Origin of the sequence: Flavihumibacter sp. CACIAM 22H1, from assembly GCF_001601815.1 — a bacterium.
Classification (GTDB): domain Bacteria; phylum Bacteroidota; class Bacteroidia; order Chitinophagales; family Chitinophagaceae; genus Flavihumibacter.
Genome location: NZ_LUKG01000031.1, coordinates 21,877 through 43,989 on the forward strand (window position 1 = coordinate 21,877; position 22,113 = coordinate 43,989).

Genomic DNA, 22,113 nt, shown 5'->3' on the forward strand with positions numbered 1-22,113 from the left:
GCATATGCCGTTTATTTACTCAGGTACATAGAGCGGTCCTTATACAATTGCCTGAAATAGGGGTCTCGAAGGTCTTTGATAAAACGGATTGCCTCACCGGTACTCTTCATTTCCGGACCGAGTTCCTTATTCACGCCCGGGAATTTGTTAAAACTGAATACCGGTTCTTTAATCGCAAACCCTTTCAGTTTTTTCTCAAATTTGAAATCGGTTAGCTTATTCACCCCCAGCATTACTTTGGTAGCCACGTTCAGGTAAGGGATCTGGTAAGCTTTTGCGATAAAGGGGGTTGTACGGGAAGCCCGGGGATTGGCTTCAATTACATATACTTTCCCATCTTTCACAGCAAACTGGATATTGATAAGTCCCTTGATATTCAGTGCGCGTGCAATTTTCTCAGAATAATATTCAAGTGTAGTTACTTCCAGCGGTGTCAGGTTAAAGGCGGGTAGTACGGCATTCGAATCGCCGGAGTGGATCCCTGCCGGCTCAATATGTTCCATCACCCCCATTACATGAAAGTTTTCACCATCAAATATGGCATCCACTTCCGCTTCCTGGCAGCGGTCTAGGAAATGGTCGATCAGGATCTTGTTACCGGGGATATGTTTCAACAGACTCACCACGGCTTTTTCCACCTCTTCATCATTGATAACAATCCGCATTCTTTGTCCACCTAGTACATAGGAAGGCCGCACCAATACCGGATAACCTACCCGATTGGCAACTTCAACGGCTTCATCCACATCAAATGCGGTTCCATAATCGGGGTAGGGAATGCCGAGCTCTTTCAACATATCGCTGAAGCGGCCCCGGTCTTCGGCGATATCCATATTATCGAAGGATGTGCCGATGATTTTAATGCCTTTTGCATGCAGGCGTTCCGCCAGTTTAAGCGCTGTTTGTCCGCCCAGCTGTACAATTACGCCTTCGGGTTGTTCGTGCTCAATAATTTCCCACAGGTGCTCCCAGAAAACGGGTTCGAAATAAAGTTTATCCGCAATATCAAAATCGGTAGAAACAGTTTCCGGATTACAGTTCACCATAATAGCTTCAAACCCGGATTCTTTAATAGCCAGTAAGCCGTGTACACAACAATAATCAAACTCAATTCCCTGGCCAATTCTGTTCGGACCAGATCCCAATACGATTATTTTTTTCTTATCACTTACTTTACTTTCATTTTCACCACCTTCTTCAAAAGTGGAATAGAAATAAGGTGTTTTTGCTTCAAATTCTGCAGCACAGGTATCTACCATTTTGAATACCCGGCGAATGCCGGCTTCTTTGCGTTTAGCGTATAAATCATCTTCATGACCGTCCTGCATAATGCGGCAAATCTGCTCATCACTGAAGCCATGAATTTTTGCTTCGCGAATCAGGTCCATGGGGATGGTTGCCAGTTTGTATTTGGCAATCTCCTTTTCCATGTTTACGATTTTCTGTATTTCATAGAGGAACCAGCGATCAATGCCATTGGTTGCTTTTACGATGGTATTGATACTTACTCCCAGCATGAGAGCATCTTTAATGCGGAAGATGCGATCCCATTTCGGTGTTTTAATATATTCGATCAGCTCTTCGGCATGCATCTGGCTTTTACCATAATACCCTAATCCAACCGCGTTGTTTTCCAGGCTTTGGCAGGCTTTCTGTACGGCCTCAGTGAAACTCCGGCCAATTCCCATTACTTCTCCAACACTTTTCATCTGGAGACCAAGCGTATCATTCGCACCTTTGAATTTATCGAAATTCCAGCGGGGAATTTTTACGATAACGTAGTCCAGTGCCGGCTCAAAATAGGCGGAAGTACTTCTGGTGATCTGGTTTTCCAGTTCGTCGAGTGAATACCCGATAGCCAGCTTGGCTGCAATTTTTGCAATGGGATAACCCGTTGCTTTGGATGCCAGCGCAGATGAGCGGCTTACCCGCGGATTGATTTCAATAGCGATAATTTCTTCCGTTGCAGGGTTCAGCGCAAACTGAACATTACATCCGCCTGCAAAGTTGCCGAGGTCGCGCATCATGGCGATGGCCGTATTCCGCATCAGTTGAAAAGCGGTATCTGAAAGGGTCATTGCCGGAGCCACAGTAATGGAATCGCCGGTATGAACACCCATTGGGTCAAAATTTTCTACGGTACATATAATCACCACATTATCATTGGCATCACGCAGTAGTTCCAGCTCAAACTCCTTCCAACCCAGCACGGCCTGTTCTACCAGTACTTCATGAATGGGGGAGGCCTGTAGTCCGCGGTTCAGCGCTTCATCCAGATCATCCTTGTCATGCACGAAACCGCCGCCTGTTCCACCCAGGGTAAAAGACGGACGGATAACAAGCGGGAAGCCGATTTGCTGGGCAAACTCCTTTCCTTCCAGGAAACTGTTAGCGGTTTTAGCGGTGGCAACCGGAACCCCCATGCTAATCATCCATTGCCGGAATTTTTCGCGGTCTTCCGCTTTATCAATTGCCTTAATATCTACACCAATAAGGCGTACGCCATATTTTTCCCAGATTCCCAGGTCCTCCGCTTCTTTCGCCAGGTTAAGGGCAGTTTGTCCGCCCATTGTGGGTAACACAGCGTCAATCTGGTTTTCTTCAAGAATTTGTTCGATACTTTCCACCGTCAGCGGGAGTAGGTAAACCCGGTCGGCCATCATGGGGTCGGTCATAATGGTAGCCGGATTACTATTAATAAGGATCACTTTGATTCCTTCTTCCCGTAAACTACGGGCAGCCTGGGTTCCTGAATAGTCAAATTCGCAGGCTTGTCCGATAATGATGGGTCCTGATCCTATGATCAGCACTGATTTGATGGAATTGTCTTTTGGCATGGTTGCGGAAAAATAAATTGCGCAAAAGTACGGCCCGGAAAGGAATTTTCCCGATTATTTTTCCTGTAGGGGTTCAAAGCCCCTGCTGGTGCGGCCTGTTTACCGGTTGGGTGATACCCGATGGACAAAAAAAAGCCTCCACCGTGGTGAAGGCCTGCTTTATATAGATGAGGTGCATCAGCTATTGTGATAAGCCGCCATCTCGATATCGTCCAGCAATACCTTTCCTTTCCGCATTTCTGCCTTGCGGACCGCGCGGGTTTGTTTCTCATCCTGCTTGCTAAGCATTTTAAACATCCATTTCTGCCGCGCTTCCTGTCCCTTAAAAGCACCTATCAGGGAACCTGCAACCATTACAATCATCACTACTGCTTTTTGTTGGAATCTTTTCATACCATTCATTTTAACCTTTAACAAATACTTGCTGCCAGATCAATGCCTCTACTTATAGACACTTAAATAACAACAAACGCTGTTCCATGTTTGCAAAAGGCATACCTAAACAGGCAATTTATTTTTATTTAACAAGTTGTTTAAACAACTATTCATTTTCTGGCATTCTCTATTCCCCCCTCACTTCTTTATCTTTGCCCCTTTATCAAAAAATCAAGGATGATTCGACTAACCTTTCTTTGCGTTTTCCTGGGTACGATGGTGCAGGCTCAGTTTTCAGAAAATCCGGCTTATCCGAAAGGTTATTTCAGAAATCCCCTGGGTATTTCCATGAGCCTGAGTGGAAATTTCGGAGAGCTTCGTCCCAACCATTATCATATGGGACTGGATCTGAAAACGGAAAGAAGGGAAAACCTCCCGGTCTATGCTGCAGCAGAAGGGTATATCAGTCGCATTAAAGTGGAACCGGGAGGTTTTGGCCGGGCTATTTATGTCAACCATCCCAATGGATTTACCACCGTTTACTGCCATCTCAATAATTTTTTTCCGGCCCTGGAAAACTGGGTAAAAGAGCTGCAGTACCAGAAAGAATCCTGGTACCTTAATGATGAGGTGGCTGCCCATCTTTTTCCGGTTCAAAAAGGACAGTTATTAGCCTATAGCGGTAATACCGGCGGCTCGCAGGCCCCTCATCTCCATTTTGAAATCAGGCGGAGCACGGATGAAGTGAACCTGAATCCGCAGTTATTTGGTTTCCCGCTTGCCGACAATACACTTCCGACCATCCTGCGCTTAGCCATCTATGATAGAAACAGTTCGGTGTATGAACAAAATCCCCGGCTGATCTCCGTTGTCAACAAGGGAAATGGCAATTATTCGACGGCGCTTCAAACAGTAAATACACCTAAAATCAGCCTGGCTCTAACCACCTATGATACCCATACCGGCTCTTCTAACCTGAATGGGATATATGAAGCGGTGTTATTTGATGAGCAGGAAGCAATAATCGGGTTTCGGATGGACCAGATCGGGTATGAAGCCACCCGGTACCTGAATGCTCATATCGATTATAAAACAAAACAACAAGGTGGCCCCTATCTGCAGCACCTGAGTGAACTGCCGGGGTACATTCAATCGATCTACACCAAGTTTAAAAATGACGGAGTAATAGATTTATCGGATGGATTAGTGCATGAATTGTCGATCGTCGTTAAAGATGCCAATGGGAATGCTTCTACCGTAACTGTTCCGGTAAAATACAGTGGCCGTATGGCTACGCAAGCCATTCCTGCCGGGAAACGTTTTTACCCATTGATGCTGGATATCTATGAATCGGAAGATTGTGAATTTATAATTGGTGAAAGAACCCTGTATGATTCTGTTAGTATTCTTCATCGAAAGCTTCCTGCAACAGGTGCGGGCGTTGTATCTTCTCTGCATACCATTGGTTCCGTTTCAATTCCCCTACAGGATGCCATGATGGTTCGCATCAAAGTGCCGGATACGTTCCGGAAAGAAGAGCAGGCAAAGGTGGTAATGCAACGAATTGCGGGTACCAAAAAAGAGGTACAAAAAGTAAGCTGGGAAGAAAACTGGGCAATGGCCGGGTTTCGTGATTTTGGCGCTTTTCAACTGGTACTTGATACCACCCCGCCGGAAATAATTCCGGTAGGCTTTAAAGACGGAGCCAACCTTTCCGGGGCTTCGCGTGTTGTGTTTACCGTTCAGGATAATTTAGGAAAATGGAAGGTACTGCGCACTGAACTGGACGGGGCCTGGGTGCGCTTTACCAATGATAAAGGCAGAAACTTTATCTACAGTTTTGATGAACGATTTGGGCCTGGCGAACACGAGTTTAAAGTGGTGGCTGTGGATGAGGCGGGAAATGAGCGAGAAGTGAGGTGGAAGGTGAGGAGGTAGGGGAAAGGGTAAAAAGGGAAAGGAGAATATTACTATGAATAAATTAGCAGAAGGTACAAAAGCACCGGCATTTAGTGGAAAAGACCAGGATGGAAATACAATCAGGCTTTCCGATTTTAAAGGGAAAAAAGTTGCGCTTTATTTTTATCCGCAGGATATGACCCCGACCTGCACCGTACAGGCATGTAACCTGCGTGATAACTTTTCCTTGCTGCAACAGCACGGTATCCAGGTAATCGGTGTGTCTCCAGACGACAGCAGCAGCCATAAAAAATTTGAGGAAAAAAACCAGCTTCCTTTCCCGCTTATTGCTGATACCAAACACACCATCATTGAAAAATTCGGCGTTTGGGGAGAGAAACAATTATACGGAAGAAAATACCTGGGATTACACCGTACTACTTTTCTGATAAATGAAAAAGGGATGATCCAGAAAGTATTTCTGAAACCGAAAAGCAAGCAGCATGCCGAGGAAATACTGGCTGCGTTTAAACAAGCCGGCTGATTACCGGCACAGGAAGCCGGGAGTTTTCCCGCCTTATTCGTATTAAAACTGGCAGGTTTAAACAGATATTTGTAGTCTAAAAACCAGCCAGCCATGAAAATAGTAAGCACACTGTTACTGGGTCTGGGTTTGAGCTATTTTTTTTTAACGAATGATGCACCCAGGCAGTACTCCCCGCTGCCCGCTGACCCAATTCCGTTTTTCTGCGCACCCTCCCTTGATTGGTCAAAGATGAAGGATGATCATGGACCCCTAATCCCTGCCTTTACCCTTACCACATTCAAGATCAGCAGCCGGGTAGATTCTGCGCAGCTTTATTTTGATCAGGGCTTGAGCCAGCTTTATGCGTTTAATCATGGAGAGGCAGGCCGTTCCTTTAAAACCGCCATCCGGCTGGATCCGGTAACACCCATGCCTTATTGGGGGTTGGCCATGGTATTGGGCCCTAACTACAATGCGGCCCTTAATCCGGCTGCCCTGGATGAAATCAATGCCGCTCTTAAAAAAGCGAAAGCACTATTAGGGTCGGCTACCCAGGTTGAGAAAGGCCTGATTGCAGCATTGGACCAGCGTTTTCCGGACGCGCCGGTGGAAGATATGACGCCTTATAATGAAGCCTACACGGCGGCCATGTATAAATTGTACCAGACCCACGCTACTTTGCCGGATTTAGCTGTTTTATACATCGATGCCCTGATGAATGAACATCCCTGGAATTTTTGGCAGAAAGATGGAAAGCCCCAGGCCTGGACCGCTGCAACCGTAGCAGTAATAGAAACTATATTAAAGCGGTGGCCCAATCATCCCGGGGCTATTCATTATTATATTCATGCAACGGAAGCATCGCAACAGGCAGAACTTGCCCTGCCTTTTGCCGATCGGCTGGGCGCTATGGTGAAAGGGAATGGACATCTCCTGCACATGCCCTCACATACCTATATCCGAACGGGAGATTATCATAAGGGTGTGCTGGTAAATGAAGCTGCCGCTGCATCGGATAGTGTGTATATCAGTCAGTGTAATGCCCGTGGATATTATCCGATGTTATTGTATCCGCATAATATCCATTTTTTAGCCGCTTGTGCTTTCCTGGAGGGAAATAGTTCCAAAGCCATCGAAGCTGCCTGGATGGTGTCCAAGCTGGCCGACAGAAAATACCTGGCCGAAAATGTTACCGTACAGCATTTTTACAGCATTCCCTATTATGTGCTGGTACAGTTAGAGAAATGGGAGGATATTCTTCAGTTGCCCATGCCTGGTGAAAGCCTGCTTTATCCAAGGGCCATCTGGCATTATGCAAGGGGTATGGCCCTGGCTGCAACCTCGGATTTTCAGCAGGCAGACCAGGAATTAAGGGCGTTGGAAAAGATCGCCTCCGACAAAACCCTGGAAAAACAGTTGATCTGGGAACTGAATACAGCACAGCAACTGGTTAGCATGGCAGGCTTAGTGCTAAAAGGCGAGCTGGATGCCCGGCAAGGAAATATAACGGCCGCCATTCCTGTTTTTAAAGAGGCAATCGGGTTGGAAGATCAGCTCAACTACAATGAGCCACCCGACTGGTTTTTTTCGAACCGGTTGCGATTAGGAAGCTGGTTGTTAAAATCGGGGGATTTTTCCGGTGCGGAAAGAGTTTATTCCGAAGATTTACAGACCTTTAGAGAAAATGGATGGGCTTTGCATGGTCTGCATAAAGCTCTTCTTGCACAAGGCAAAAAATCTGCTGCAGCAAACGTGCAGGCCAGATTCATAAAAGCCTGGCAATGGGCGGATGTTAAACTGAACTGACGTGTCAGACAGGTGTTCTAACATCTACCTGGATTTGTTCTAACACCCTCCTAACGTATGTCTGACGTCTATCACATTAAGGAAAACTCTATATGGGCAAAGCTGGCTGCAAAACGAATGAAAGCTGAAAAGCTGGCCATGGTTTTGGGTAATACCATTCATCTGCATAATACCAGCTACCAGGAAATGTTACAAAACCGACGATGGCTTCGGCACGAACTGGCCCATGTTCAACAATTTCAACACTATGGCTGGGTCCGTTTTTTACTACTCTACCTGGTTGAATCTATCAAACGGGGCTATTATAATAACCGGTTCGAAGTAGAAGCCAGGGAAGCGGAACAGGATTTTTCTCTCGAACAACGCTATACTTTTCAGCCCAGGTGGGGCCAGGAAAGCCAGGTTGCCTGAATTATAGCCACTCTATTTCACCCACTTTAAACTGGCGGTCTACCTGGTCCTGTGTTTGTAATTCACCGGTTATACTCACCCCTTTTATACGGGTTTCAAAAACAATATTGTTTTTTCTGAGCCGGCAAAGCTGATCCCTGCCAAATAAATACCGCTGATAATCACTGAAGATCTCTTTATATCTGCCGTGTAAAAGCTGCTGCCACCTCAGTTCCAGGGAATTACATAATCGTCTTAATTCCTGCAAAAGATCCATTTCCCGACCTGTTATCTGCCGCAGAGACACAGCTTTTCTGGGGGTGTCCGGAAATACTTTCTGGTTTATATTTATCCCTATTCCAACCACGGCAAACTGCCATTCTGCACCAAGCCACTTGTTTTCAATCAAAATGCCGCCTGCCTTTCTGTCACGCCAGTAAAGGTCATTGGGCCATTTAACCAGGGTTTCCTCCCCGGCATATTCTGCAAACCAGTGGCGGCATCCAAGGGCCATGGCCATACTCAGAAAAAATTGGTCGGAATGCGCCAGCCCGCTGGTTTCCAGTACAATACTTGCCATGATATTGGAAGCGGGCTCACTGATCCATTGTTTGCCCATCTGACCCTTTCCGGCAGTTTGTTCAAGCGCAAAATAGACCTGCCCATGTACTGCCTTCTGTTCCTGCAGTTGCCCCATGGCATAGTTGTTGGAGCTGTCTACCGTCTCCAGTATCGTAAGCTGGTGTCCAATGGTATAAATGGGCATTGGTTTGCGCAAAAGATTAGTACTTTTGATCGGGACGAAAGTAGTATTTTCAGTTTTTAGTTCACTAAAAGATTAGATTATTGGAACCATTGTCAGTTTTAGCTTCACGTCAACGTAGTAGTGTAACCCGCCTTACAAAAAATTCCAGGATTCTGACTACCATTATAAAGGCCATCCAGGAAAAAAAAGGAGAAAACATAGTTTCCCTGGATCTCAGAAAGATTCATGAAGCTGTTTCCGATTTTTTTGTGATTTGCGAAGCAAGCTCCACCACCCAGGTTAAAGCAATTGCAGATGCAGTAGAAGTTGCTGTAAAAGAAGCAATCGACGAAACGCCTTACCGGCATGAAGGGCATCAGGCTGCTCAGTGGATCCTGATCGATTACGTAAACGTGGTAGTACATGTTATGCAACCAGAAACCCGCCGGTTTTATAAACTGGAGGAAATGTGGAGCGATGCACCCATGGCAAACTTTGAATCCTAAGATTTTACCGGGCTTTTGAACAAAGACAGGGTATAAACATTAATTATCTATAGCTATCTAATAAATATGTCACAAGAAGATCAGAAATCAAACGACAGGGGCGGATTTAACCGGATGAGGCCAAGAATGGAGGGTGGTGGAAATGATCCCCGGCGCGGCCCCCGTTTCAATATCTACTGGGTATGGGGTGCCCTGGCAGTAATTCTGCTGGGATTTAACCTTTTTAGCTCTTTTGCGCCAGATGCCAAACGCATCAATTTTGATGTGTTTAAAAATGAAATGCTGGCAAAAGGAGATGTTGCAAAAATTGAACTGGTCAGCAATAAAAACCTGGTCAGGGTCTATATTAAGCCAGAAAGCCTGAAAAAACCCTTCTACAAGGACAAACTTCCTAAGGGTTATAACCCTGCCTCGGGTGATAAGGCTCCTCAATTTGAATTTACCATTGCCAAACCGGAAATTTTTACGGATGACCTCCGTGATTTTTATACCAAGAATCCCGAGGTCAAAGAAGTGCCCCGGTACGATGAGACAGAAGGCGATTGGCTGGCTCCCATCTTCCAGTTTATCTTACCAATTTTCATAATCGTACTTATTTGGGTACTGCTTATGCGAAAAATGGGTGGAGGTGCCGGAGGAGGTGCAGGACCTGGTGGTATTTTTAATATCGGTAAATCAAAAGCACAGCTATTTGATAAAGGCACCAAGGTCAATATCACCTTTAATGATGTAGCCGGTTTGGATGAAGCAAAAGTGGAAGTGATGGAAATCGTTGATTTCCTGAAAAATCCGAAAAAATATACCAACCTGGGTGGTAAGATTCCAAAAGGAGCCCTGCTGGTAGGCCCTCCGGGTACGGGTAAAACCTTGCTCGCAAAAGCCATGGCCGGGGAAGCGCAAGTACCGTTTTTTAGCCTGAGCGGTTCTGATTTCGTGGAAATGTTTGTAGGTGTTGGTGCTAGCCGGGTAAGAGATCTCTTCAAACAAGCCCGTGAAAAAGCCCCCTGTATCATATTCATTGACGAAATTGATGCCATTGGCCGCGCCCGCGGAAAAAATGCTATCATGAGCAATGATGAAAGAGAAAGTACCCTCAACCAGTTACTGGTGGAAATGGATGGCTTTAGCGGCGAAAGTGGCATTATTGTACTAGCCGCAACCAACCGTCCGGATGTGCTGGATACGGCCCTTCTGCGCCCGGGACGTTTCGATCGGCAAATTACCATCGACAAACCCGATGTAAAAGGAAGAGAAGCAATATTCAAAGTACACCTTAAACCAATCAAGGTGTCTGAACAGGTAGATATTCATAAACTGGCTGAGCAAACACCCGGGTTTGCCGGTGCCGATATCGCCAATATCTGTAACGAAGCCGCCCTGATTGCAGCCAGGAAAGGAAAAGAAGCGGTAGACATGAGCGATTTTCAGGATGCGGTAGACCGGGTAATCGGTGGACTGGAGAAGAAAAACAAAATCATCTCTCCGGATGAGAAAAAAATAATCGCATATCATGAAGCTGGTCATGCCATTTGTGGCTGGTACCTGGAGCATGCGTATCCCTTATTGAAAGTTACCATTGTTCCCCGCGGAACGGCTGCATTGGGGTATGCCCAGTACACGCCGAAAGAACAATACCTCTACAATACCGACCAGTTATTGGACCAGATCTGTATGACCCTGGGCGGAAGAGCAGCGGAAGAAATTTTCTTCAATAAAATTTCGACCGGAGCACAAAATGATCTGCAGCAGATTACCCGGATAGCCTATTCCATGGTAACTGTTTACGGAATGAATGATAAGGTAGGGAATGTAAGTTTTTATGATCCGCAGAATGAAAACTCTTTCACCAAACCCTACTCGGAAGAAACCTCCAAAATCATTGATGAAGAAGTGCGGAAGCTCATTGATGTTGCGTACGATCGTACCAAGCAATTGTTGTCGGATAAAAGACAGCAGGTGGAAATTCTTGCAGAAAAACTGTTAGACAAAGAAGTGCTTTTCCAAAGTGATGTAGAGCACCTGATTGGCAAACGCCCGTATGAGGAGAAAAAGACCATTGAAGTAGACGAGACACCGAGTATTGCCTGAGGCTATGAAAGCATCCACTGCAAAAGAAAGTATCTTAAAAAAAATAAGGAAGGCGTTGAGTGAATCAACGCCTCTTCCATTTCCATCAAGCGAAGGCAATCAGTCGGTCTATCAGCCGCCCCCGGAAGACCTCGACCTCTTGTTTGCGGAGCAGTTCGGAAAATTACAGGGCAAATTTGTTTTTTGCCTGAACCAGCAGGAATTACAGGCCCAACTGGAGCTGCTTGCCCAACAGCAGGGCTACACAAAAATTTATTGCAGGGAAAGCAGTTTCCGGGCGGCTTTCAGTACGGGTTCTCTGAAAACCGCGTTGCTGGAAGATAGCTCGCCGGAAGCACTTAAAAACTGCGATGCGGCAATAACAGCTTGTGAATGCCTCGTAGCCAGGACCGGTACTATTGTTTTGAGCAGTGCAGAAGAAAGCGGCCGTACATCCAGCGTTTATGCCCCGGTTCATATCTGTATAGCCACAACCAGCCAGTTGGTATATGATATCAAAGACGGATTAAAGTTGCTGAAGGAAAAATATGGAAACAGGCTTCCTTCCTTTATTAGTTTTGCAAGCGGACCAAGCCGTACGGCCGATATCGAAAAAACATTGGTAGTAGGGGTCCACGGTCCTAAAGAAGTGTATCTTTTCCTGGTCGATAATTCATAAACCATTTATCCATGCAATTATTCGTATATGGTTCTTTACGCAAAGGGTTTCATCACCCAGCGTATGCGTATATCAGTCAGCATTTTGATTTTCTTTCTGATGCAAAAGTGAGAGGGGTTTTGTACGATATGGGAGATTATCCGGCTGCCTTGGCCACCACAGACGAGCGCTGGATTGTGGGAGAACTGTACCAACTTAAACCGGAAGCGGAATGGGATTGGGCTATTGCACAATTAGACGATTACGAAGGTGTTGCACCGGAGGAAGGAGAACCTGCTTTGTATAAAAGAGAAAAAGCCCCTATCCTGAAAGCGGATGGTACCTGGTCGGAAGCCTGGATTTATTGGTACAATGGAGAAGTGAATGGGAAACCAGCCATCAACAGCGGCGACGTACTACAATACCGTCGCGAAAAGGGATAATAGTATATTTGCGACCATGCAATTGGAAGCCGGAAAGAAAATTTATTTTATCTCAGATTTCCACCTGGGTGCACCAGATCATGCCCAAAGCCTGAAGCGGGAAAAAAAAATTGTCCAGTTCCTCGACAGGATTGAGCCTGAATTAGGACAACTTTTTATTGTTGGCGACCTCTTTGATTTCTGGTATGAATACAAAACAGTCGTTCCGAAAGGATATGTTCGCCTACTCGGTAAACTGGCCTCCCTGACCGACAAAGGTATTCCCGTCCATTTTTTTGTCGGAAATCATGACATGTGGATGGATGGATATTTTGAAAAAGAGCTGAATATACCGGTTTACCAGGAAGAAAAACGATTTGAGTTTAACGGAAAAAAATTCCTGATCGGGCATGGCGACGGACTAGGACCGGGTGACCACGGTTATAAATTCATCAAAAAAATTTTCCGTAATCCCGTATGCAAATGCTTGTTTGGAGCCTTGCACCCTAGCTGGGGCATGGGTATCGCTAATTATATGAGTCGCAAAAGCAGGGCTGCCACCGGGCAGGCTGATGAGGTATTCCTGGGCGAGGAAAATGAATGGCTGATCCAATATTGCCGCGAAGCGTTAAAAAAGGAATCCTTTGATTATATGATTTTTGGACATCGGCATCTTCCTATAGATTTTAAGCTAAACGAAAGAAGCCGTTATATAAACCTGGGTGATTGGTTGCGCTATGATTCCTATGCGGTATTTGATGGTAAAGATCTACGACTCGAATATTATACACCATGAAAAATTTGCTGCTTTTTGGTTTACTCCTGATTCACCTAACCGGGTTTTCCACGGGCAGTAAGGAGGGGATTGATAGCCTTCCGCTCAAAACTATATTAGGTGAAAACCTGACCGGCTTCGCAGTTGATAACCTCGGTTATATATACCTGTTAGATGGAACCGGTCAGTTAAAAAAGCTGTCTCCAACCGGTGATTCCATTGGTGTATTCAATGATGTACGCCGATTTGGTAAACTATACAGTATGGATGTTTCCAATCCCTTAAAAGTATTGTTATTCTACAAAGATTTCGGAACCATCGTAGTATTGGACCGGTTTTTGAACAATCGCTTAACCATTGATCTGAGAAAACACCAGATATTCCAGGCAAAAACAATTGCCCAATCCTTTGATAACGGCGTTTGGGTATATGATGAACTGGAAGGAAAATTAAAAAGGCTGGACGATGGCGGTACGCTTAAAGGAGAAACCGTTGATTTCAGGGTAATTTTTTCCGATGCCCCCGCGCCGGTATTTATTTCAGATGCCGATCGGCTGGTATATTTGTATGACCCCTTAAAGGGGCTGTTTGTACTGGATTATTTTGGAACGGTTAAGAATAAAGTGGCCCTGATGGGGTGGACAGATGTGCAGGTTATTGGGAACAGGGTGCTAGGAAGAAAAGGAACAATGCTTGAAAGTTATGTGCCCGGAACGCTTGAACTAAAAGAACAAGCGGTTCCGGAAATTTTGGAGGGAGCCGTAAAAGTGCAGGTTTCCATGGAGTTTTTGTATGTATTGAAAGCAGGCAAACTGCATATTTACAGGTTATAAATCAGCTGGCGATATGAACGATGTATTGGATTATATTTTTTTGGAAAACACGGTTCGTGCATATCTCATTTGCTTTGGAGCAATTTTACTGGCAATATTCTTTAAGCGTTATTTATCGCGCGTGTTATCGCGGGTAATATTTAAGATTATCAAAAACAGGTCCTGGAAAATAGACCAGCATTCCTTCGTAGAGCTGGTATTTCAGCCCATGCAGGTTTTTCTGATTATTTCCATTACAATGATCTCTCTCGAAAACCTCAATTTTCCCCAGGCATTAAATGCAAAAATTTATCAGGTAGAACTGAGGACCATTGTAGCCAGTATAGCCAAAGGAATTTGGGTTATTACTTTTATCTGGCTGCTGCGGCGAATGATTGAGTTCATTGCCATGCTGATGGAACAGAAAGCCAATCTCACAGAAGATATGGCCGATAACCAGATGGTTGTTTTCTTCAAGGATTTTTTTAAAGCAGTGCTGCTGATCGTAGGTATTCTTTTGGTGATCCGGTTTTCCTTTAATAAAGATATTACAACTTACCTGGCTGGTTTATCCATTGTTGCGGGTGCATTGGCCCTTGCTGCCCGCGAAAGCCTGGAAAACCTAATTGCCTCCTTCATCATCTTTTTTGATAAACCGTTTCATGTGGGAGATACCGTAAAGGTTCAGCAGATTACCGGTACCATTGAACGGATCGGGCTTCGCAGCACCCGGCTCAGAACCGACCAAAAGACCTATGTAAGTGTTCCGAATAAACAGATGGTGGATAGCATCATGGATAACCTCAGCTTACGATCGCAGCGAAGAGCCGATCTAAAACTTGAATTGTCGCTAAAAACCTCTTCAGTTAAACTGGACCATGTGGTAGCCGGAATTAAAGCCATCCTAAGTCATCCTGCCATTGAAAACTACACCTGTTTTTTAAGTGATATTACCGCTAATTCCTTCCTGATTCATGTAGAATATTATTCAGGCATGATTCCCGTTGTTGAATTCAACCAGTTAAAACAGACCATTAACCTGGAGATACTTCGTTTGCTGGAATCACTGGATGTTGAACTGGCCGGTGAAATGAAGGAGGTGCTGGTAACCACGAAGCCTTAATGGATGTATCCTTATAAGTTGGCTTTGAGTTCGAGCAGGAATGCTTTTAATTGCTGTAGTTTCTGAATTACCTGGAATTGCGATTCCATCTTTTTTTTCTGGCCTTTTAAATGTTCCCGTGCGCCTTCCAGCGTAAACTTCCGGACTCTTACAAGGTGGTAGATCAGGTGCAGGAATTTAACGTCTTCCGGCCGGTAAAAGCGATCGCCTTTTCTATTTTTCCGGGGTTTCAGCATTGATTCAAATTCATTGCTCCAGGTTCGAATTAAGGAAGGGTTCATCCGGAACATATTAGCAACATCACCAATGCTGTAATATTGTTTACTGAACAGGACCTCATCCGGGGGTATTTCAACCAGGTCGGCTTCGGCAGCAATTTCCTTTAAGGATTTTCTTCCTCTTTTTCCGGGAGTGGCTGATTTCCAAACTTTTTCTTTCTGTTTGCGGCCAGGCTTACGTCGGATGGTGATAGCCGTTGATTCGGTCGTAAGCTCAATTTTTACGGGGGCTTCCTGTGTTTTAAGAGCAGGTGCCGGTTCATTAAGAACAGGAGGGGCTGGTTCCTCCAGACCAAAATCAAGCGTTATTTGTTGAAATACCTTTGCCATCAGTGGATAAAGATACAATGGTCGTGCCGCAATTCAGAACACCATTAGTCGAAACTTTGGTTGCTGGCAGCCGCCATTTTCAGCAAGCGGTCGTATTGTTCGGGGGTAAGATCGTTGTAAAAGAAGTATACCGGATCCAGGCGTTTCCCGTTTTTGTGCACCTCGTAATGCAAGTGGGGACCAGTAGACTTGCCTGTACTGCCCACGTACCCAATAATTTCACCGCGTTTTACTTTTTGACCAGAGGATGCCTTGATTTTAAACATGTGTCCATATAAGGTTTCATACCCATACCCATGGTTAATGATTACGTGGTTGCCATAACCGTTTCCGGTGTTGCCGGCAAGCTTAATAGCGCCATTGGCAGTAGCGTAGATAGGGGTGCCCTGAGGAGCAGCAAAATCAAGCCCGGCATGCATTTTTACCGTTTTATAAACCGGGTCGATCCGGTACCCGAACCCGGAGGCAATTCGGCGAAGATCTGTATTACTAACCGGCTGAATGGCCGGGGTGGCGGCAAGAAGTATTTCCTTGTTTTTAATAAAACCATCAATATCGTCGTAGGACTTGTGCTGGAAGGCAGCTCTTTTAATAAGGTTGTTCAGGTTGGTGACAATATCTGTATACAAAGCGTCGGCATCCATGGCCTGCACCAGCTGAATTTCCTTTTGTTTCTCCATTTCTTTTACCCGCGCACTGTCCGGAATGGGGCTTGCTTCAAAAATTGACCGGTAGATTTCATTGTCTCTTTTCTCCAGTTCGGTCATCTGCTGCTTGAGTTTTCCCAGCTGCATATTGAGCAGGTCATAATTATCCCGGGCCCGTTCGTAATTTTGCCGAAGTATCTTTTCTTTGGGGGAGTCGAGGTACTGAAATGCTATTGAAACGATAATCAGGGCGGTAACCAGGGAGCCGGCAATAAACCCAAGAGCACGGAGCAGTTTCACCCGAAGCGGGGTTTCCAGCTTCTCGTACCGAAGGGTTGTAGGGTTATAATAGTATTTGATTTTTTTCATATATGCCTGCACAGCCCATTTCCTTAGCTTTGCACCACTTTCACCGGCTATGCGCAAATATAGCGGCGGAAGCTAAAAATACGCTCAAGAATCATTCCGAATTATGTTGACAAGTGCTGAAATACGTAAAGCTTTTTTAGATTTTTTTGCTTCGAAGGGCCACACCATTGTGCCATCTGCGCCTATTGTAGTGAAAAATGATCCTACCCTTATGTTCACCAACGCGGGTATGAACCAGTTCAAAGATTATTTCCTGGGCAATAAAAAAGCCCCTTTTACCAGGGTGGCGGATACCCAGAAATGTTTGCGGGTGAGTGGAAAACACAACGACCTGGAAGAAGTAGGGGTAGATACCTATCACCATACCATGTTTGAAATGCTGGGTAACTGGAGCTTTGGCGATTATTTCAAAAAAGAAGCAATCGAATGGAGCTGGGAACTACTCACAGATATTTATAAAATCCCCAAGGATCGGTTGTACGTTACCGTATTTGAAGGCGACCCGGCTGAAAACCTGCCGCCCTCTACAATAGCACTGGCAAAATGGAAAGAGCTGGTGGCAGAGGACCATATCGTTTACGGTAATAAAAAAGATAATTTCTGGGAAATGGGCGATACCGGTCCTTGCGGCCCCTGTAGTGAGGTACATGTAGACTGCCGCCCCGATGCAGAACGTGCCCTGGTACCAGGACGTGAGCTCGTTAACAAAGACCACCCCCAGGTAATTGAGATTTGGAACAATGTATTCATTCAATACAACCGTAAGAAAGACGGTAGCCTGGAGCCATTACCATCTACCCATGTAGATACCGGTATGGGCTTTGAACGCCTGGTGCGGGTATTGCAGGGTAAGCCATCTAACTATGATACGGATGTTTTTACAGGCACAATAGCCGCTACCGAAAAAATAACCGGTAAAACCTATGGATTCAGCGATAACCGCGCGGATATCGCGTTTCGCGTAATAGCAGATCATATCCGGGCAATTGGATTTACCATTGCGGATGGACAGTTGCCTTCCAATACCGGTGCGGGTTATGTCATTCGTCGTATTCTTCGCAGAGCGGTGCGGTACTATTATTCTTATCTTGATTACAAGCAGCCTTTATTGTTCCAGCTCATTCCGGTATTAGCCAAACAATTTGAAACGGTATTCCCGGAACTAGCACAACAGCAGGATTTCGTATGTAAAGTGGTAAAGGAAGAAGAAGATGCTTTCCTGCGTACACTGGAGAAAGGATTGAAAAAAATGGACGATATCATAGCCGGATCTCCTTCCGGGATCAATGGCGCGGCTGCGTTTGAATTATATGATACCTATGGTTTTCCGCTTGATCTAACCATGTTGATTGCCAGGGAAAACAAGCTGGAAGTTGATGAGGAAGGATTTAAAAAAGAGATGCAGGAACAAAAGGACAGAAGCAGAGCCGCAACAGCAGTAGATACCGAAGACTGGGTTAGTTTTCAGGATAATCAGTCGTCCGTTTTTGTCGGATACGACCAATTGGAAGTGGAAACAAAACTGATCCGGTACCGTAAGGTTACGGCTAAAGGCAAAGAAGCATATCAACTGGTATTGGCAACCACCCCTTTTTATGCGGAAAGCGGAGGGCAGGTGGGCGATACCGGCATTTTATCCTTTGAAGGAGAGGAAATTCGCATAGTTGACACAAAAAAAGAAAACGACCTGATTATACATGTGGCGGAAAAATTGCCCGTTAATATCAGTGGTATTGTACGTGCCCGGGTAGACCAGGTTCGGCGTCAACATATTGCCGTACACCATTCCGCCACCCATTTATTGCATGCAGCCCTGAGAGCAGTATTGGGTGCGCATGTTGCGCAAAAAGGATCCTTGGTGAATGCAGAGCAGCTGCGGTTCGATTTTTCGCATTTTGCTAAAGTTGGAGAAGATGAACTACTTCGGATTGAAGCCCTGGTAAATGATAAAATACGGCAGAACTGGCCGGTGCTTATTCGTGAAATGGCCAAGGAAGAAGCGGTGGCAATGGGTGCAATGGCATTGTTCGGAGAAAAATATGCAGACCTGGTTCGGGTGGTTACCATAGACCCGGCCTATTCCATAGAATTATGCGGCGGCACGCATGTAAAAGCGACGGGCGAATTAGGCTATTTTAAAATTGTGGGCGAATCCGCTGTGGCGGCCGGTGTACGCCGGATGGAAGCAGTAGCAGGGGTGGCCTTTTCAGCCTGGTTAACAGAACAGGTAAACCAGCTCGACGCCGTAAAACAGGCTTTCCGGAATCCCAAGGAATTGGGAAAATCCATTGATGCTGCACTGGCCGAGAACCTGCAGTTGAAAAAGCAGTTGGAAAGCCTTGAAAACAGGGCCTTGGTGGGTATTCGGAATGAATTACTGGCAAAGGATGAGATTATAAACGGTATTACGTTCATTGGTGATATTGTGGAGGTCGGCAATGCGGATGCCTTAAAAAAATTATGCTTTGATCTTAAAAATAACCTTAACGATTACCTGGTGGTGCTGGCAGCTAATATCGGCGGCAAACCTTCCGTAGCCATTTCAATTGCAGATACCGTGGTGGCTGCACATGGACTGGATGCCGGTAAACTGATCAAAGAAAAAGTTGCACCTCTCATAAAAGGTGGAGGAGGTGGTCAAAAAAACCTGGCTACAGCCGGTGGACAGGAAGCAGGCAATCTTCCGGCTGTCATTGAAGCCATTCGTGCCGTCCTAAACGGTCTGGTACCACCCGTTGGTTGAGGCAGGGGATTTAACATTTCCGAAATATTTCGTAGATTAAAAACTTCGCTTATATTTGATCTACGAAAATCACCGTAAATGAAAAATAGTATGAAATCAATGTATTTGGTAGCTGCCGGGTTGGGGATCTTCCTGGCAGTAGGACAGCCGTTAACTGCCCAGCAAAAAGAGAAGGATGGCTTGGGGGAATATGACCAGATTATTATAAAGAGGAAAGGAGGAAAGGGGGAAAAAGGGGAGAAGGGTGAAAAAGGGGAAAAGGGTGATAAGGGGGATAAGGAGGTAAAACTGACCATTGTTATTAAAGAAGATGACGTAGAGGTAAATGGTAAGCCCCTGGCCAAATTCGATAATGACCGGGTGGCCATTATTAAAAAAGATATCGTGGTACGGGATGGTAATTCAGTACGGGTTACCGTTCCGCGTCAACCCCGGTCACCTTTTCAGGATGGCGGCTGGCAGGGTTGGGATAATGAAGAGCGGGTTATCACGGTTAATAGCGGAAATAAAGCTTTCTTGGGTGTTTCTACTGAAAAGTCGGATAAAGGAGCGTTGATTTTGCAGGTAACAGAAGGCAGTGCAGCAGCCAAGGCAGGTTTAAAAAACGGAGATATCATAACTCGGATCAATGATAGTAAAATTGAAACCCCCGATGCCTTAACCAAAGCAATTGGAAAGTTTAAACCCGAGGATAAAATAAAAGTGGGATACCTGCGTGATGGTAAGGCTGCTGAACTTACGGCAAGCCTGGGAAAAAGGCCAGCCACCTATTCAATCAATGGCCGGGAGCCCATGATTTTGCCATTTGATTCGGAGAATTTTGAGCTGGAAGGCTTGGCCGATCGTAATTATAATTTCAACTGGAACTTCAATCAACCCAAACTGGGTATCAAAGCCCAGGATACAGACGATGGAAAAGGGGTAATTGTGCTGGAAGTAGATGAAGAATCTGCAGCAGAAAAAGCCGGCCTGAAAGAAGGTGATATTATCACTTCCTTTGATGGAAAAGCTATTAATAGTGTAGGTGAATTGGTAGATGGCAACCGATTGGCCCGTGAAGCCAAAAAGATGGTATTGCCGATTGAATTCCTTCGCAACGGGCAATCGCAGAAAGTAGACTTGAAAATGCCTCGAAAATTACGCACAGCAGAGCTGTAACACAATAAAAAGCAGGAAAATAAGGCAAAGCAGGTAGAATTTCCACCGGCTTTGCCTTATTCTGTTTAGGGCCTTTACCCCTGTTTGATGCCGTAAACGCCCTTTCCTCCTATTTCTGCTTTTCCACCTACCTTTGCGCCATGGAAGAAAGCATTGTTGATGCCCAGGCTCAACTTCAGGAAAAATATGAATTGGTGATTGGCCTGGAAGTGCATGCCCAGTTATCTACGGTTACAAAATTGTTCTGTGCTGATTCAGCCAGTTTCGGGGGGGAACCAAATACGCATATAAGTCCCATTACGCTTGCCTACCCGGGTACTTTACCGCGGTTGAACAAGGAAGCAATGGTTGCTGCTGTTAAAATGGGATTGGCATGCGGATCCCGTATAACGGAAACAAATTGGTTTGCGAGAAAGCATTATTTCTATCCCGATTTACCCAAAGGGTACCAGACTTCCCAGCATATCAATAATATTTGCCAGGGAGGAACGGTACGAATTCAGGTAAATGGCCAGGAGCGGAATGTACAGTTACATCATATTCACCTGGAGGAAGATGCCGGCAAAAGTATACATGATGCCCATGAGCTGAAAACGGCTATCGACCATAACCGGGCAGGAGTACCCCTGATCGAAATTGTATCAGAACCGGATATGTTCAGTGCAGAAGAAGCCTATACCTATGTTACCGAGGTGCGTAAACTGGTTCGTTTCCTTGGCATCTGTGATGGTAACATGGAAGAGGGAAGTATGCGTTGTGATGCCAATATCTCCATTCGTCCGAGGGGGCAAAAAGAATTGGGTACCAAGGTAGAGGTCAAAAACCTGAATTCCATCAGGCATGTAAAAAAAGCGATAGAACTTGAGGCGCAGCGAATGATGGAGATGGCTGAAAGAGGAGAGCCGATTATTCAGCAAACCCGCAGTTTCGATGCAGACAGGATGATCACTTTTGCATTGCGAACTAAGGAGGAAGCCAATGATTACCGGTATTTTCCAGATCCTGATTTGCCTCCGTTTAAAGTAACCCAGGATCAGCTTGCATTCATCCGGTCGTCTATGCCGGTTTTACCCGACGAACTTCAGCAGCAGTATATCACAGAATACCAGTTACCGGCCTACGATGCCCGATTGATCAGTGATGAAAAGGAACTGGTTCAATTTTTTGAAGCAACTATAGCATTTACCAAGCAGTATAAAGCAGTGGCCAATTGGCTGTTGGGGCCGGTTAAGGCATGGGTAAATGAATCTGGTCGGTTATTTGATGAGTTTCCTTTAACACCTGCTCAATTAGCCCGTTTAACCGAATTGGTTCAATCAGGTAAGATCAGTTTTTCTTCTGCATCCTCGCGTTTATTCCCCCGGTTATTAGAGCAGCCCGAAAAAGATCCGGAAGAACTGGCCGCCTCTCTTCAATTACTGCAGGATGCCGGAGCGGATCAAATTGAGCAGTGGGTCATGGATGTATTGACAAAAATGCCGGATAAAGTAGCCGAGTATAAAAAAGGAAAAAAGGGATTGATCGGCCTGTTTATGGGGGAAGTAAAAAAGATTTCAAAGGGTAAAGCAGATCCCGAAAACCACCACCGTTTTATTAGAGCAAAAATTAAATCAATAAATAATTGTGTATGAAGATTTCCCGGATTAT

19 protein-coding genes are annotated in these 22,113 nt (G+C 45.4%); 14 read left to right on the forward strand and 5 right to left on the reverse strand.

The genetic code is table 11. From position 1 onward, the window contains the following. Window positions 1-11: 11 nt before the first annotated feature. The gene (gene carB / locus A1D16_RS10450) at window positions 12-2,837 is read right to left on the reverse strand and encodes a carbamoyl-phosphate synthase large subunit (RefSeq protein WP_290709309.1); all 2,826 of its coding nucleotides are present in this window, start codon (window positions 2,835-2,837) and stop codon (window positions 12-14) included. A gap of 177 nt (window positions 2,838-3,014) precedes the next feature. Beyond that, window positions 3,015-3,230, reverse strand: a complete 216-nt coding sequence (locus tag A1D16_RS10455) for a hypothetical protein (protein ID WP_290709310.1) — start codon at window positions 3,228-3,230, stop codon at window positions 3,015-3,017. A 219-nt stretch (window positions 3,231-3,449) separates the two neighbouring features. On the opposite strand from A1D16_RS10455, the gene A1D16_RS10460 reads away from it, so the two are divergent. The 4 genes from A1D16_RS10460 (at window position 3,450) to A1D16_RS10475 (ending at window position 7,854) form a co-directional block, all read left to right on the forward strand. Next, window positions 3,450-5,150, forward strand: a complete 1,701-nt coding sequence (locus A1D16_RS10460) for a peptidoglycan DD-metalloendopeptidase family protein (protein ID WP_290709311.1) — start codon at window positions 3,450-3,452, stop codon at window positions 5,148-5,150. A gap of 34 nt (window positions 5,151-5,184) precedes the next feature. Continuing rightward, the gene (bcp, locus tag A1D16_RS10465) at window positions 5,185-5,655 is read left to right on the forward strand and encodes a thioredoxin-dependent thiol peroxidase (protein ID WP_290709312.1); all 471 of its coding nucleotides are present in this window, start codon (window positions 5,185-5,187) and stop codon (window positions 5,653-5,655) included. A 93-nt stretch (window positions 5,656-5,748) separates the two neighbouring features. Then, window positions 5,749-7,443, forward strand: a complete 1,695-nt coding sequence (locus tag A1D16_RS10470) for a hypothetical protein (protein WP_290709313.1) — start codon at window positions 5,749-5,751, stop codon at window positions 7,441-7,443. Window positions 7,444-7,500: 57 nt separating this feature from the next. Further along, window positions 7,501-7,854 (forward strand): DUF4157 domain-containing protein, encoded by a 354-nt coding sequence (locus A1D16_RS10475; protein ID WP_290709314.1) that lies wholly within the window; start codon window positions 7,501-7,503, stop codon window positions 7,852-7,854. Window position 7,855: 1 nt separating this feature from the next. Here A1D16_RS10475 and A1D16_RS10480 read toward each other — a convergent pair whose 3' ends face one another. After that, window positions 7,856-8,599: a biotin--[acetyl-CoA-carboxylase] ligase gene (locus tag A1D16_RS10480; protein WP_290709315.1), complete on the reverse strand. Its 744-nt coding sequence runs from the start codon at window positions 8,597-8,599 to the stop codon at window positions 7,856-7,858. 89 nt (window positions 8,600-8,688) lie between these two features. Between A1D16_RS10480 and rsfS the strand changes: the two genes are divergently transcribed. The 7 genes from rsfS to A1D16_RS10515 all read left to right on the forward strand — a co-directional run bounded on the left by rsfS (window position 8,689) and on the right by A1D16_RS10515 (window position 14,941). Continuing rightward, window positions 8,689-9,084 carry a ribosome silencing factor gene (gene rsfS / locus A1D16_RS10485; protein WP_290709316.1) on the forward strand — a complete coding sequence of 132 codons (396 nt, stop codon included), beginning with the start codon at window positions 8,689-8,691 and terminating at the stop codon, window positions 9,082-9,084. Window positions 9,085-9,150: 66 nt separating this feature from the next. Further along, window positions 9,151-11,172: an ATP-dependent zinc metalloprotease FtsH gene (gene ftsH, locus A1D16_RS10490; protein WP_290709317.1), complete on the forward strand. Its 2,022-nt coding sequence runs from the start codon at window positions 9,151-9,153 to the stop codon at window positions 11,170-11,172. Between the two features lie 4 nt (window positions 11,173-11,176). Then, window positions 11,177-11,830: an LUD domain-containing protein gene (locus tag A1D16_RS10495; protein WP_290709318.1), complete on the forward strand. Its 654-nt coding sequence runs from the start codon at window positions 11,177-11,179 to the stop codon at window positions 11,828-11,830. 11 nt (window positions 11,831-11,841) lie between these two features. Next, on the forward strand, window positions 11,842-12,252 hold the full coding sequence (locus tag A1D16_RS10500) for a gamma-glutamylcyclotransferase family protein (protein WP_290709319.1): 411 nt from the start codon (window positions 11,842-11,844) through the stop codon (window positions 12,250-12,252). A 16-nt stretch (window positions 12,253-12,268) separates the two neighbouring features. After that, window positions 12,269-13,027, forward strand: coding sequence for a UDP-2,3-diacylglucosamine diphosphatase (locus A1D16_RS10505; protein ID WP_290709320.1), 759 nt, complete (start codon window positions 12,269-12,271; stop codon window positions 13,025-13,027). Then, on the forward strand, window positions 13,024-13,839 hold the full coding sequence (locus A1D16_RS10510) for a hypothetical protein (protein WP_290709321.1): 816 nt from the start codon (window positions 13,024-13,026) through the stop codon (window positions 13,837-13,839). Before A1D16_RS10505 ends, A1D16_RS10510 begins: the two co-directional genes overlap by 4 nt. A 13-nt stretch (window positions 13,840-13,852) precedes the next feature. Continuing rightward, a complete protein-coding gene (locus A1D16_RS10515) occupies window positions 13,853-14,941 on the forward strand; it encodes a mechanosensitive ion channel domain-containing protein (protein ID WP_290709322.1) in 1,089 nt (362 codons plus the stop codon). Window positions 14,942-14,952: 11 nt separating this feature from the next. On the opposite strand, the gene A1D16_RS10520 is transcribed toward A1D16_RS10515, so the two are convergent. Next, window positions 14,953-15,549, reverse strand: a complete 597-nt coding sequence (locus A1D16_RS10520; protein WP_290709323.1) for a MerR family transcriptional regulator — start codon at window positions 15,547-15,549, stop codon at window positions 14,953-14,955. 44 nt (window positions 15,550-15,593) lie between these two features. Then, window positions 15,594-16,565: a M23 family metallopeptidase gene (locus A1D16_RS10525; protein WP_290709324.1), complete on the reverse strand. Its 972-nt coding sequence runs from the start codon at window positions 16,563-16,565 to the stop codon at window positions 15,594-15,596. Window positions 16,566-16,668: 103 nt separating this feature from the next. On the opposite strand from A1D16_RS10525, the gene alaS reads away from it, so the two are divergent. From alaS to gatB, 3 genes are all read left to right on the forward strand, one after another. Continuing rightward, entirely contained in the window at window positions 16,669-19,308 is a 2,640-nt protein-coding gene (gene alaS / locus A1D16_RS10530; protein ID WP_290709325.1) for an alanine--tRNA ligase, read from the forward strand. Window positions 19,309-19,398: 90 nt separating this feature from the next. Beyond that, window positions 19,399-20,466: a PDZ domain-containing protein gene (locus A1D16_RS10535; protein WP_290709326.1), complete on the forward strand. Its 1,068-nt coding sequence runs from the start codon at window positions 19,399-19,401 to the stop codon at window positions 20,464-20,466. Between the two features lie 140 nt (window positions 20,467-20,606). Continuing rightward, window positions 20,607-22,097, forward strand: a complete 1,491-nt coding sequence (gatB, locus tag A1D16_RS10540; RefSeq protein ID WP_290709327.1) for an Asp-tRNA(Asn)/Glu-tRNA(Gln) amidotransferase subunit GatB — start codon at window positions 20,607-20,609, stop codon at window positions 22,095-22,097. The last annotated feature ends 16 nt before the right edge of the window (window positions 22,098-22,113 follow it).

Coding starts and splice junctions, on each gene's coding strand:
- A1D16_RS10525 (WP_290709324.1), bottom strand. CDS start 16,565: ATGAAAAAAATCAAATACTATTATAACCCTACAACCCTTCGGTACGAG.
- gatB (WP_290709327.1), top strand. CDS start 20,607: ATGGAAGAAAGCATTGTTGATGCCCAGGCTCAACTTCAGGAAAAATAT.
- A1D16_RS10500 (WP_290709319.1), top strand. CDS start 11,842: ATGCAATTATTCGTATATGGTTCTTTACGCAAAGGGTTTCATCACCCA.
- A1D16_RS10535 (WP_290709326.1), top strand. CDS start 19,399: ATGAAATCAATGTATTTGGTAGCTGCCGGGTTGGGGATCTTCCTGGCA.
- ftsH (WP_290709317.1), top strand. CDS start 9,151: ATGTCACAAGAAGATCAGAAATCAAACGACAGGGGCGGATTTAACCGG.
- A1D16_RS10460 (WP_290709311.1), top strand. CDS start 3,450: ATGATTCGACTAACCTTTCTTTGCGTTTTCCTGGGTACGATGGTGCAG.
- A1D16_RS10475 (WP_290709314.1), top strand. CDS start 7,501: ATGTCTGACGTCTATCACATTAAGGAAAACTCTATATGGGCAAAGCTG.
- A1D16_RS10470 (WP_290709313.1), top strand. CDS start 5,749: ATGAAAATAGTAAGCACACTGTTACTGGGTCTGGGTTTGAGCTATTTT.
- A1D16_RS10495 (WP_290709318.1), top strand. CDS start 11,177: ATGAAAGCATCCACTGCAAAAGAAAGTATCTTAAAAAAAATAAGGAAG.
- carB (WP_290709309.1), bottom strand. CDS start 2,837: ATGCCAAAAGACAATTCCATCAAATCAGTGCTGATCATAGGATCAGGA.
- A1D16_RS10510 (WP_290709321.1), top strand. CDS start 13,024: ATGAAAAATTTGCTGCTTTTTGGTTTACTCCTGATTCACCTAACCGGG.
- A1D16_RS10480 (WP_290709315.1), bottom strand. CDS start 8,599: ATGCCCATTTATACCATTGGACACCAGCTTACGATACTGGAGACGGTA.
- A1D16_RS10520 (WP_290709323.1), bottom strand. CDS start 15,549: ATGGCAAAGGTATTTCAACAAATAACGCTTGATTTTGGTCTGGAGGAA.
- A1D16_RS10515 (WP_290709322.1), top strand. CDS start 13,853: ATGAACGATGTATTGGATTATATTTTTTTGGAAAACACGGTTCGTGCA.
- A1D16_RS10505 (WP_290709320.1), top strand. CDS start 12,269: ATGCAATTGGAAGCCGGAAAGAAAATTTATTTTATCTCAGATTTCCAC.
- bcp (WP_290709312.1), top strand. CDS start 5,185: ATGAATAAATTAGCAGAAGGTACAAAAGCACCGGCATTTAGTGGAAAA.
- A1D16_RS10455 (WP_290709310.1), bottom strand. CDS start 3,230: ATGAAAAGATTCCAACAAAAAGCAGTAGTGATGATTGTAATGGTTGCA.
- alaS (WP_290709325.1), top strand. CDS start 16,669: ATGTTGACAAGTGCTGAAATACGTAAAGCTTTTTTAGATTTTTTTGCT.